Here is a 13,439-nt window from a genome sequence, read left to right as displayed (position 1 = left end):
ATTGTAGCGCCAGACCCGCTTGAGTGGCCACTTCCGGAAACGCGGCCCGGTTTCCGATCCGGCTTTATGAATAATCGCATGTAAAAAAGAAAGGCAAAAAAGAAAGGCATGTAAAAAAAGATAGACGAATCAACCGGTAGGCTGTAACAAATTCCGTGCAACCGTCGAGCTTACGGATATCGCGTCAAAAAATTCCTCGTTTACAATTTTCCCCGGTGGAATTCATCATATTGTAAAACAAAAACTGTTATATGATAATAAGAATAGTTCTCGTTATTGTTATTATCTGGTTCTTTTTGGGAGATGCATGATGATTGTTGAGAAGCAGGTTGAGTCAAGTGACTTGAGCGACGTATTCATGGCTCATCGTCCGCAGCTGCGTTGGGCAGCGCTGAAGATTCTGGGCAATCCGGAACGTGCCGAGGATGTCGTACAGGACGCCTACCTGAAAGTCTCGGAGGCGGCGGCGGTTTTTGATATCAAGCAACCGCTGGCGTATCTGTTCCAGATGGTTCGCAATCTGGCGATTGATCATCATCGACGCGCAGCTCTGGAAATGAATCTCTTTGAGAACGAAGACGAAGGACTGCACGTTCCATCTCTCATGGGAACCCCTGAGGCTATTGTAATCAGTCGTCAACATTTGACGCTGATCGCAAAGGCAATATCCGAGTTGCCTGAACGGACGAGGCGTGCCTTTGAGCTTCATCGCCTGGAAGGGCAAACTCATCGCGTAATTGCCGCAGAGCTGGATATCTCGACTTCCCTGGTAAACATCCTGATCCACCAGGCACTTGATCACTGTCGGGCAGCTTTCCAGTCTCCGTAACCGCGCATCTTTTTTCCGCGCGCGACGCCGCATTTCTACTATACTGATTTTCGGGGCCGTTTGGCCAAACACGAAAAACCGACGCATCCATTGTTGGGTTTAATCGGATCAACAGCAAAGCAGGTTTGTGACGGACATGCAACGAGAAGATATTGTGTGGCAAACAGCGGTGGAGTGGGTAATACGCGAACATGGGTCGTTAAGTCCCGCTGATATGAAGGAGCTGATCGGCTGGCTCAAGGAGGACCCGGCGAATCAGGCGGCCTACGAAGAAGCTTCGCGCCTCTGGCTGCTTACAGGTCTTGTTCCACCATCTGTCCCACCTTCCGATAAATGATGGAACGATGTCCGCGCCGTTTCCTTTCATCGGTATCAGCCGGTATTCTTCTCCATCGATTCCGGCTTTTTCTCTCCCGGTTTTTTCTATTGTTCTGTGGCTGCCTTCCTGTGACTGCCTCCCCTGGCGGTAATTGGCAAACAGAGTACCTGCAAAAGTAATCCGATGCCGTGGTGCCTGCGGCCATTGGCCAGTGGCGACGAAGGGGTGGCAAACCCCTGCTCGCGGCGTTAGCACTTCTCCGGCCGTTCATTCCGACAAGTTTCTCCTGCACCTCCCAGACATTCATCATCCGATTTTTTCCGGTTTTAAGCTGCCAATAGACGCCGGGCCGCTTGCTCAGGGCTTTCAAGTAACACATCTATCAGTTTCCTGAATTCTTCTCCCGCTGATTCGTCTATCTAAATAAGACTAAGACGCATTTCGCTCCTCTGAATTTTATCTGTTCATAAACCTGGGAAAAATAGTCATGACGAGTTGCTTTGACCGCGAAGATGGGACGTTCCGTGTTTTGGTAAACCACGAAGAGCAATACTCTATCTGGCCGGATTGGAAAGCTGTCCCGGGTGGATGGCGCGATACCGGCGTATTGGGAGATAAGAAAACCTGCCTGGAATACGTTGAAACAATCTGGACGGACATGCGCCCCCTTAGTCTTCGGCGCTTCATGGACGAGCAGTCCGTGATTGAAGCGCCGTGATGCCAGCGCCATTAACGCTATTCAGCTTGCCCTGCGCTGGCGCGAGTGCGGCCATGTATCTGCGCTGGCGACGGCAGTTGCCACCGTGGGTGCAAATCCAGCCGATCGAGTTGCCCGGCCGCGGCGGACGTTTGTATGAAGCGCCCGAGACGACTTTTGATGCGCTCGCTCACCGTTTGTGCGATGAGCTTGAAATGTACCCGCCCCAGCGATATGCGCTCTTCGGGCACAGCATGGGGGCGTTGCTGGCTTATCGGATCACTCATTGCCTGCGGATGAGAAAGCGCCCGCTACCCGTAGCCTTGCTGGTGTCAGCCTGTGCGGCCCCTTCTCATCAGGACTGGAGACGCTACGCCGACAAGGACAGCGATGCTTCGCTCATTGCTGATCTGCGCAAACAGAATGGAACGCCGGAAGAAGTGTTTGAAAACCCCGAGCTGCTATCCATGACGTTGAGTTTGCTGGGCGCGGATTACCGTATTTGCGCAAGCTTCCATTATCAGAAATTGCCGCCGCTACCGATACCGATTCATGTTTTTGGGGGACGCGCCGATGAGATCCGTACATCCAAGCTGGAAGCATGGCAATTTGAAAACGACGTGGACTGTTCTCTGGACTGGTTTGAGGGGGGACATTTCTTTCTCCGGCAGCAGGAAGACGCCTTTCTCGCTGCTCTGGTGAATCGTCTGGCAGGCAATTCAGTCGAGGTATCGCATGTACACAGTGCAGCGCTTGCCTCTGCCTGAGACTATTCCCACTGGCGTTGAAGTGTGGCGGCTCAAACTGGAGTTACAACTGCCTGTGCCGGATTCTGATCTGTCACTGTTAAGTGAAGACGAGCGCATACACGCCTCACGGTACCGAAGGCAAGAAGACCAGGTGCGATCAGCTGTGACACGGGCGGCCCTGCGAAGAATACTGGGAGCGCGGGCAATGCTGAGGCCGGACGAACTGGACTTCGTCGTTAACTGCCATGGCAAGCCCCGCCTGCAAGACGATTTGGGGATCGAGTTCAATGTTTCGCATGCCGGATGTTTCGCGCTGATTGCGCTTTCAACCAACGGTCAGGTCGGTGTGGATATCGAAAGTCATGATGCTGGGATAGATTCGGAGAGTCTGAGCACGTATGTCTTTTCTTCGCTGGAGCGCCGATCCGGATTACGAATGGCGGACGAGGCTGAAGATTTCATTGAGCGCTGGGTGGCAAAAGAATCGGTACTCAAAGCGCTGGGACTCGGTATTTCAGAGCATTTGCAAGCGGTCTCCATCTTGCCAGGCAATGGGCAATGTAATGGGCAATGCTATGAGATTGCGCACGATAATCCCGATTGGGCAGGAATAAAGGCCTGGCCCATTGAATCGCCTGTTGGTTACGCCGCGGCGCTGGCAGTGAAAAACCATGATCCATTCCTCGATTCCTGCGAGGCATCGCAGCAACATCAGGGCGCATTGTAGGGATTCAAATGCAGCGCAAAGATATTGCGGTGATCAGATGCGATCTCTGCATAAACCCCTATTATCTTAAATTCCATAAAAGAATCCAGGGACTTACATGAATGCAAGATTGATTTCCCGCCGTAGTTATCCGACAAATATGGTCACCCATCTGATGACTCTCGCGTCAGGGCGTTCCAGCGATACCGCGCTGATCGTGGTGCGCCAGGATGATACAGCGGTCGATAAAAGGATCGATTATGAAACCCTCGATCAGCATGTCCGTGCGCTGGCCGCTACCCTGCAGGAACGTTTCGAAATCGGGGAGCGGGCGCTGTTACTGCTCGACAACGACGAGCATTACGCCGTTGCTTTCTTTGCCTGTCTTTACGCAGGCCTGATTGCTGTGCCTGTTTTTCCGCCCGAGTCAGTGCGGGAGCGGCATTTGGCGCGGTTGCTTGCCATCGCGTCCGATGCCGAAGCACGTTGCATCCTCACCACAAGAGAAATCGAGCCGCTGATACGTGGCGCGGCCGTAGCGCCATTTGCTCAAGCTGCCGTGCTTGCGGTAGATGCAGTGAACCCGGATGAGGCATCGGCATGGCGCACCTACATCCCGAGGGATGAGGATATCGCGTTCCTGCAATATACCTCGGGTTCCACTTCCACTCCAAAAGGGGTGATGGTCAGCCATGGCAATCTGATGGTGAATGCCAGAGCCTTTGAAGAGGGCATGTCGATCGGCGCCGACGATATATTTGTCAGCTGGCTGCCGCTTTATCACGATATGGGTTTGATTGGCGGTTTATTGCAGCCTATTCATCGCGGCATTCCAGGTGTGCTGATGGCGCCCAGGTTTTTTATCGAACGGCCGGTACGCTGGCTGGAGGCGATTTCCCATCATCGGGCGACCGTCAGCGGCGCTCCCAATTTTGCTTTTCAGCTGTGCGTGGATAGGGTCAGCAATACCCAGTTGCAAGCACTCGATCTGTCGAGCTGGCGCGTTGCTTTTTCCGGCGCAGAGCCAGTAAGGAACGATACGATGCGTGCGTTCATCGAGCGCTTCGAGCCAAGGGGATTCGCGGCAGGCACCATTTATCCCTGTTATGGCCTGGCTGAAGCGACTCTTTTTGTCACTGGCGGCACGCGCGGGGAAGGCGTGGAAACGAACCTTTTTTCAGCCGAGATGCTGGCGCAAGGCAGAGCCGAGGTAGCGGAGCGGGGAACGTCCCTGGTGGCATGCGGTGCCCCGGCATCCGGTCATACGGTAAGAATCGTCGATCCGGAAACGTCGATTCAGCTGGCGGATGGCAATATTGGCGAAATCTGGACGGATGGTCCAAGCCTTGCCTGCGGCTACTGGCGGCGACCTCAGGAAACAGCGGAAGCTTTTGTCAACCATGAGGGTGGACGCTGGCTACGCACCGGCGATCTTGGCTTCATCCACGCTGGGCAGCTGTATATCGCAGGACGGCACAAGGATCTTATCATCATACGAGGGCAGAATATTTACCCGCAGGATCTTGAACAGGTGGTCGAAGAAGAGGTCGAGGCGGCGCGAAAGGGCCGGATAGCCGCGTTCTCGGTAGAAACGCGGGCAGGGGAGGCCGTGGCGGAGGGAATAGGCATTGCGGTTGAGATATCCCGGGGTATGCAGAAGCTGATTCCGGTGGAAACGCTGGTGAAAGCGTTGAGCGAAGCAGTCAGCGCCAGCTGTCATGAGCCTCTGTCGGTGATTGTGTTATTGAACCCGGGCGCCCTGCCCAAAACCTCCAGCGGAAAATTGCAGCGCGCCGCGTGCCGCGAGGGGTGGCGCGGGCGCACGCTCGATGCCTATGCGATTTACGAGTACGGCAACTACGTGCTCGGGGGCGGCGATAAGCCAGCGCAGGCATTAACGGATGAAATCGAGATCAGGCTGGCGGCTATCTGGGAGGCCGTGCTGAATCTCGCAGGGTTGGGGCCCGAGCATCATTTTTTTGCCAGCGGCGGCAACTCGTTGTCCGCAGTTCAAGCCGCGGTGCGCATCGCGGATCAGTGGGAGATCGATTTCCCTGTGCGCAGCCTGTTCGAGAATCCGAGATTACGTGATTGCGCGATGGAAGTAAGGCGTCGTCTCTCTGCGGGAGTTTCCCGCCGCAAGGCTAGCGTCAGTATTTTGCCAACCGGACACAGAGCCAATTCATTGCCCTTGTCTTTCGCTCAGCAGCGTCAGTGGTTTCTCTGGCAACTGGATCCGTCAAGCACCGCCTATCACTTAAAACATGCATTGCGGTTATCCGGATCGCTGGATGAGCAGGCCTTGCGGGCGGCCTTCAACGGCCTGATCGGGCGGCACGAGTCGCTGCGTACGATTTTTCGCGTTGGAGCGGACGGTTCGGTTGAGCAGACCATCCACCCGGTGCTGCCGTTTGAAATTGCACACGTCGATCTATGCGAAACCGCTGTGCCAGAGCGGGAAGCGCGGGCGGCGGAAGAAGCGCAACGCATTGTTTCAGCCCCTTTCGACCTTACGCAAGGTCCGCTGCTGCGAGTGGCGCTGATAAAGATTATAGAGAACGAGAATATCCTGGTGATGGTCATGCATCACATCATCTCGGACGGCGTCTCGATGCAGATCCTGATCGATGAGCTTGCGGCGCTTTACCTCGCGCATATGCAAGGCGAAACAGCGTGCCTCGATCCACTGCCTATCCGGTATGCCGACTATGCCTTATGGCAGCGAAAATGGCTGGAGGCTGGAGAGAAAGATAGACAATTAGCCTACTGGCGCGACTATCTGGGCAATGAAGACACGATACTGACCCTGCCTGCCGATCATCCGCGGCAGCCGATCGCAAATTATCAGGCGGCACGGTATGTGTTCGACTTGCCCCTTGACGTATTGAACGGATTGCGCCGCTTGGTCCAGGACCGGGGAGCAACGCTCTTCATGGCATTATTGGCTGGCTTTCAGGCTTTGTTGTACCGTCATACCGGGCAGAAGGACATTCGTGTCGGCGTGCCGATAGCCAATCGCAATCGGATCGAGACCGCAGGTCTGATCGGTTTTTTTGTGAACACCCAGGTTTTGCGGGGCCAGATACACGGCCGGATGCCACTTGCAAGCCTCCTGGATCAGGTGCGGGAAGCCGCCATTGATGCACAAGCTCATCAGGACCTGCCGTTCGAGCAACTGGTTGAAGCATTGCAGCCCGTGCGAAGTTTAAGCCATAGCCCGCTGTTTCAGGTAACGATCAATCATCTGCTCAGGGATTATCGGGCGCTTCAGCAACTTCCCGCGCTTACCCTGGCAGACTACCCACTGCAGGAGCAGGCTGCCCAGTTCGAGCTGACGCTTGAAACAGTCGAATCCCCGGACGGCAGCGTGCGCGCCAGTTTCATCCACGCGTCCGAATTGTTCGATCCCCCTACCATTGAACGTCTGGGCCGTCACTACGTTGATATGCTGCGTAACCTTGCCGAGCAGCCTGGGAGGGCAATTAGCGATATCCGCCTGCTCAACGAGCGTGACACGTTACAACTCAAAGCCTGGGGAGAAATCGGGTCTCAATTTTCGGCGGGCGACTTCATTCACCGGTTGATAGAGCGCCAGGCGGAAAAATGTCCTGCGGCTACTGCGGTGTTCTTCGGTGATACCGAACTAACCTACGCGGAATTGAATGGCCGATCCAACCGCTTGGCGCATCGGCTCATTGCGCTGGGCGTAAAGCCGGAAGTAAAGGTCGGCATTGCGGTCGAACGCTCTTTCGAAATGATCATCGGTCTCCTGGCTATCCTCAAGGCGGGGGGCGGATATGTGCCGCTGGACCCGGACTACCCGAGTGAGCGCCTGGGCTACATGCTGGAAGACAGCGGCATCGGCCTGTTGCTGACGCAGACCCACATCAAGGCCCATATCCCGCTTTCGCCGGGTTTGGAAGTGCTGGAATTCGACGCCCTTGATTTGACCACCGGGGTCGATACCAATCCTCACGCAGTCTTGCACGGCGATAACCTTGTCTATGTTATCTATACGTCGGGATCGACCGGCAGGCCCAAGGGTGTAGCGGTAACCCATGGTCCCCTCGCGATGCATTTGACCGCCATCAGGAAAATCTACGATGTGCGGCCAGGGGATCGGGAGTTGATGTTTTTCTCGATGAACTTTGATGCTGCCGCCGAGCAGTGGATGACCCCGTTATGCGAAGGCGCGGCGATTGTGCTGCCCTCCGTGCGCGGCCTGGCAAGCGATAGCTTCGCCAGCCTGATCGCGGCGCATCAGATAACGACGCTGCACTTGCCCCCGGCTTATCTGCGTTTGCTTCTCCCGCTGATGCGTAGCGGCGAATCTTCGGTCCATACATGCATAGCAGGGGGCGAAGCGTGGTTTGCCGCAGACCTTGCAGCTACCCGAGCGGCGTTTCCAAACGTTCGGCTTGTCAATGCCTATGGTCCGACCGAAACGATTATCACACCGGCGGCATGGATAGGCAGGATCGGGGCCGACAATGCTTTGGCTTCAATGGATGGGGATTATGCGCCTATTGGAGGTCCGGTTGGCGAAAGGAGCCTCTATATCCTCGATTCCGAACTCAATCTCGTGCCGCCGGGCACGCCGGGCGAGCTTTATATAGGAGGCCTGGGGTTGGCACGCGGCTATCTCAATCGGCCGGCACTGACAGCAGACCGGTTCATTGCCGATCCCTTCAGCCAGAGCGGCGGCCGCCTCTACCGGACGGGAGATCGGGTGCGCTGGCGGAGCGACGGGCAACTGGAATACATTGGCCGGCTCGACCAGCAGATCAAGGTTCGCGGTTTCCGCGTCGAACTTGGCGAGATCGAGGCGCAACTACTGGCTCAGACCGGGGTGCGCGATGCGATAGTCCTGGCGCACGAAAGCCGCAATGGCGTGCGTCTGGCGGCTTACGTGGCGGCCCACACCGGGATCCTGTTGAATGCATCCATGTTGAGGACAGCCCTCGGCGCTGTGCTTCCCGACTACATGCTTCCCACTTCATTTATTTTCCTTGAGGCGCTTCCAGTCACGCCGAATGGCAAGATCGACCGTAAGGCGCTGCCCTTGCCTGAGCAACTGAGCGAGCAGGATTATGAAGCTCCGGCAAGCGGAATGGAGACTATGATTTCGGAAATCTGGGCGGAAATCCTGGAGGTTCCCCGTGTCGGATTGCATAACAATTTTTTCGATCTGGGCGGCCATTCGCTGCTGCTGATCAAGGTCCAGTGCGGGTTGGAAGAGCGCCTGAACACCCGCATTGCCATTATTGATCTTTTCAAATACACCACAGTTGCCAGCCTCGCGAAATTCCTCGGTCAGGAACGGACTGAGCACTTGTCTTTGCAACGCCACCAGAAGCGGGCACAGCGGCAACGGGGCACTTTTATTCAACGGAAGCAGCGCGCAGGGAGGAACAATTGATGAATCACGCAGAAGAGCTGCCGGAGAGAGCCGAGATAGATATAGCCATCATCGGTATGGCGGGACGCTTTCCGGGCGCCAATGATGTGGAGACTTTCTGGCGCAATCTACGTGACGGCGTAGAGTCGATCACTTTCTTTACCGATCAGGAATTGCTGGCGCGCGGTATTTCGCCAAAGACATTCGATGACCCGCTTTATGTCAAAGCTGGCGCCCAGCTCGAAGGTGTGGACCTCTTCGATGCGTCGTTCTTTGGCTTTACGCCGCGCGAGGCGGCGGAGACGGATCCACAGCATCGATTGTTCCTGGAAGTGGCGTGGCAGGCCCTGGAAGACGCGGGTTATGACGCTTCAACCTGCAAAGACCCAATCGGCGTATATGCGGGTTGCGGCGTCAATACTTATCTGTTGCTGAATCTGTTTTCCAGCGGGCGTTTCTCGGACATGGAGGATATTTCCTCTCTGCAGGGATTGATGAACGGCAACAACAAGGATTCCATGACGACGACCGTCGCTTACAAGCTCAATCTGCGTGGGCCGGGAATCACCGTACAAACTGCCTGCTCCACCTCCCTTACAGCGGTGCACGTGGCCTGCAGGGGGCTGCTCAATCACGAGGCGGACATGGCCATAGCGGGAGGCGTCTGGGTCAACCTGTTGCATGAGGGCGGCTACCGTTATCAACCCGGCGCGATCCTCTCGCCTGACGGTCATTGCCGTGCCTTCGACGCCAAGGCTGCGGGTACCGTGATCGGCAGCGGTGTCGGCATCGTGGTACTCAAACGACTGGCGGATGCATTGGCGGATGGAGACGCCATTCACGCAGTAATCAAAGGTTCGGCCGTGAATAACGACGGTTCGGCAAAGATCGGTTACACCGCGCCCAGCGTCGAAGGACAGGCCGAAGTGATTCTTGCCGCCCAGAGCATCGCGGATGTATCCGCCGATACGATCAGTTATATCGAGGCCCACGGCACCGGGACGACTCTGGGCGATCCCATCGAAGTTGCAGCATTGACCCAAGCGTTTCGTGAAAGTACAGAGCGGCGCGGGTTTTGCGGCATAGGTTCAGTCAAGACCAATGTGGGCCACCTCGATGCCGCGGCAGGCGTCGCCGGCCTGATCAAGACCGCGTTGGCGCTGGAGCATCGGACCCTTCCGCTCAGCCTTAATTTTGAGCAGCCTAACCCACAAATTGATTTTTCTTCGAGTCCTTTTTATGTGAATACCACCACCACCGCCTGGCCGAGCGCTTCCACACCGCGCCGTGCCGGCGTCAGTTCCTTTGGTATTGGGGGCACCAACGTTCACGTGGTTCTTGAAGAAGCCCCGCCCGCAGAGCCATCCGGCGCATCCCGGAACTGGCAACTGCTCACGCTTTCGGCGCGCAGCGGTAATGCATTGGAGGCAATGGCCGCACGGTTGCACGATAAGCTGAAAGCGAATCCCGAGTTACCGTTGGCGGATGTGGCCTACACGCTTCAGACCGGGAGAAAAGGTTTTGCCCACCGGGCTATCGCACTTTGCCATGACGGCAGCGATGCGGTCAGCCTTTTGGAATATCGGTATCCGGACCGTTTTTTCACCGGGCAGGTGATGCTCGAAAACTGTCCGGTTGCGTTTCTTTTCCCAGGCCAGGGCGCCCAATACGTCGATATGGCAAGGGATCTTTACCAGGAAGAGCCGGTTTTCCGCCGGGAATTCGACCGTTGTCTCGACTTGTTGAAGCCGTATGTCGGTTTCGATCTGTTGACGCTTTTGTATCCCGGCCCGGACGAAGCTCAAGATGGAGCAGGAAAGGATGCAGCGTCCGCGCGGCTTGCACAGACCGAAGTCACGCAGTCGGCCCTGTTCATCGTGGAATATGCATTGGCACGACTGTGGATGTCATGGGGTGTCATGCCTGCCGCAATGATAGGCCACAGCATCGGAGAATACGTCGCCGCTTGTCTGGCTGACGTTTTCTCACTGGAAGACGCACTGCGCCTGGTAACCATGCGGGCACGGTTGCTGCAAGGCATGGAGACTGGCGCCATGCTCGCCGTCATGGCGCCGGAAGCGGAAGTCGAGCCCTATCTGAATGGAAATTGCGATCTGGCAGCCGTCAACGGGCCAGCGCTTTGCGTCCTGTCCGGCCCGGCCACAGCAATCCAGGCTGTGGAAGCCGATCTCGGAAATAAAGGCGTCGTAACCCGGCGGCTGCATGTTTCCCACGCCTTCCACTCAACGATGATAGAGCCCATGCTGCCGGGTTTTGTAGAAATGGTTGCCCGGACCGAACGGCGTTCGCCGAAAATTCCATTTCTCTCCAATCTCAGCGGCGACTGGATTACGCCGCAGGAAGCGACTGATCCGAATTACTGGGGACGCCATTTGCGCGGGACGGTACGTTTTGCCGATGGCCTGAGCGAGCTGCTGAGCAACCCGGCGCGAATTCTGCTGGAAGTCGGGCCCGGCGAAACCCTGACTACCCTTGCGCAACGGCATCCAGACGCAAAATCCGAACAATTGATTCTGTCGTCCTTACCTCATCCGGGCAAGGCGTATCTGGCTCAGAAGCACTTTTATCTCACTCTGGGCAAGCTCTGGTTGAGCGGTCTTGCCATCGACTGGCAAAATTTCTACGCGGATGAACGCCGCCACCGTGTTCCACTGCCGACCTACCCGTTTGAGCGTCAGTCCTTCTGGGTTAAACGCGGATCGGAAGGTACAAGCATTGAAGCTCTTAAAAAAGGGGAAAACAACGCCGAAACGGGAAACAATGCTGAATTGCAGATGCAGGAGAGATACGGATCGGGCATTCGCTTGCTGGATGACTGGTTTTACGCGCCTTCGTGGCGACGTGCTGACAGTGTGCCGCTCGACAGTATTTTTCCCGGTCAGGGCGGTTCCATCATCATTTTCGGGGATGAGTACATCTGCCCAGCGCTGATCAGGCATTTACTGACGCAGGGAATCGAGCCTGTCATGGTTTCCGCTGGTTCCGCGTTCCGGCGCCTGGACAGGGGCCACTATACCGTGCGGTCCGGGGAGCGCCATGATTATGACCTTCTGCTGCGCGGAATCCGGGATGATGGCAGAAACATCGGCCATATCTTTCATCTATGGAGCGTGACTACTGATAAAGACGTGCCTTCTCATGCCGAGAGCCAGACGAAAAATTTCTTCAGCCTGTTTTATCTCGCCCAGGCACTGGAAAGTGCGAAAGCGCTTATTCGCCCAGGTACAACGGTGGAAATCACGGTTATCACCAATCAGTTGGAAGATGTCACGGGCAACGAACAGCTGCATCCGGATAAAGCGATGCTGCTGGGTCCGTGCAAAGTTATCCCGCAGGAATATTCTTATCTTGTATGCCGCATCGTCGATGTCGAATTGCAGATCGCCGACAGTTCCAGTTCCGCAAATTCCCGCCTGATCAAGCAGATCATTGGAGAATCGCAGGCCGATGCGGTTGCATCCATGGTGGCTTATCGCGGGCCCCATCGCTGGGTTCAGACCTTCGAGCCTATTCAATGTCCTCATCAGGAGACCTGTCTCAGACAAGGGGGAGTTTATTTCATTACCGGCGGACTGGGCGGAATTGGCCTGACGCTGGCGGAACATCTGGCCCGGACCCGGAAGGCAAAACTTGCGCTGTTGGGCCGGTCTCCCATCCCGTCGCGGGAACACTGGCCGAAAGTGCTGTCAACTACCGATAAAGCAGATTCCATACGCCTCAAGATCGAGAAGGTCATGCGACTGGAGGCGCTGGGCGCAGAAGTGCTGGTGTTGCAAACGGATGCTGCGATTCAGGACGAATTGAAAGCTGCCATTGCCCGGACCCGTCAGCGCTTTGGCGCTGTCCATGGGGTGATTCATACAGCCGGGGAAGTCGGCAGCGGACTGATCTCGGCAAAAACAAGGGAGATGGTCGAAAAGGTATTTGCCCCCAAGATACAGGGAACGCGCGCATTGCAAGCCGTGTTCAAGGACGAGCCCCTGGATTTCATGCTTTTATGCTCATCGCTGGCAACCATCGCCGGAGGTCTCAGCAAGGTGGATTATTGTGCTGGCAACGCCTACCTTGATGCGGTTGCCCGCGTTGCCTATCGCGAATCGGCGTTTCCCGTGGTTTCCGTCAACTGGGATAGCTGGCGAGATGTCGGCATGGCGGCGAATATGGCCATGCCGGAAGGCGTAGGAATTGCACCGGACGAAGGGGTCGAGGCGTTCGAGCGCATCGTGAACGGGTTGATGCGACCTCAGGTAATCGTTTCGACCCTGGATCTGGAGACCCGGCTCAGCCAGACCCAGGAAGACCTGGTTGCTCAGCCTTTGGCATTCGCTGCCGCGCACAAGCACAAGGAACAGGAGGAGCAGGGAAGATACCCGAGACCGGTATTGCAGACTATTTTCATATCGCCGGACAGCGAACTGGAGAAGCGCATTGCCGAGATCTGGCAGAGCCTGCTGGGGATGGATGCCGTTGGCATTAATGATAACCTGTTTGAACTGGGCGGCGATTCCCTGCTGGGTATCCAGCTTCTTTCCAGGGTTCGGTCCGCTTTTGCCGTTGACTTGCGTCCCGCGGACTTCTTCAGATCGCCCACTGTTGCAGGTCTGGCGGCATTGGTCGAGACAAAATTGCTGGATGAGATCGAATGCTCATGATTTCACCGGTTTGTCTCGTATCAGTAATCCCGTCGCAATTTGTCATAACCATGTGTTCGTTCAGGAAA

At 56.1% G+C, this 13,439-nt stretch carries 7 protein-coding genes; all 7 read left to right on the top strand.

Annotated features, from left to right (window positions below; genetic code table 11):
* Positions 1-307: 307 nt before the first annotated feature.
* Positions 308-829 carry an RNA polymerase factor sigma-70 gene (locus BMX66_RS04120; RefSeq protein WP_255398802.1) on the top strand — a complete coding sequence of 174 codons (522 nt, stop codon included), beginning with the start codon at positions 308-310 and terminating at the stop codon, positions 827-829.
* 136 nt (positions 830-965) lie between these two features.
* Complete coding sequence (locus BMX66_RS04115; protein WP_090878621.1) at positions 966-1,166, top strand: FecR/PupR family sigma factor regulator; 201 nt, start codon at positions 966-968, stop codon at positions 1,164-1,166.
* A 469-nt stretch (positions 1,167-1,635) separates the two neighbouring features.
* Positions 1,636-1,866 carry an MbtH family protein gene (locus BMX66_RS04110; RefSeq protein WP_090878619.1) on the top strand — a complete coding sequence of 77 codons (231 nt, stop codon included), beginning with the start codon at positions 1,636-1,638 and terminating at the stop codon, positions 1,864-1,866.
* Positions 1,866-2,612: a thioesterase II family protein gene (locus BMX66_RS04105; protein WP_090878617.1), complete on the top strand. Its 747-nt coding sequence runs from the start codon at positions 1,866-1,868 to the stop codon at positions 2,610-2,612. Before BMX66_RS04110 ends, BMX66_RS04105 begins: the two co-directional genes overlap by 1 nt.
* Positions 2,581-3,321 (top strand): 4'-phosphopantetheinyl transferase family protein, encoded by a 741-nt coding sequence (locus BMX66_RS04100; RefSeq protein ID WP_090878615.1) that lies wholly within the window; start codon positions 2,581-2,583, stop codon positions 3,319-3,321. The genes BMX66_RS04105 and BMX66_RS04100 overlap by 32 nt, the downstream gene beginning before the upstream one ends.
* 97 nt (positions 3,322-3,418) lie before the next feature.
* Complete coding sequence (locus BMX66_RS04095) at positions 3,419-8,719, top strand: non-ribosomal peptide synthetase (protein WP_090878613.1); 5,301 nt, start codon at positions 3,419-3,421, stop codon at positions 8,717-8,719.
* Positions 8,719-13,371 (top strand): type I polyketide synthase, encoded by a 4,653-nt coding sequence (locus BMX66_RS04090; RefSeq protein ID WP_090878610.1) that lies wholly within the window; start codon positions 8,719-8,721, stop codon positions 13,369-13,371. Before BMX66_RS04095 ends, BMX66_RS04090 begins: the two co-directional genes overlap by 1 nt.
* Positions 13,372-13,439: the final 68 nt, after the last annotated feature.

This window comes from Nitrosovibrio sp. Nv6, from assembly GCF_900110495.1.
Classification (GTDB): Bacteria; Pseudomonadota; Gammaproteobacteria; order Burkholderiales; family Nitrosomonadaceae; genus Nitrosospira.
This window is presented reverse-complemented; position numbering and strand designations above follow the sequence as displayed.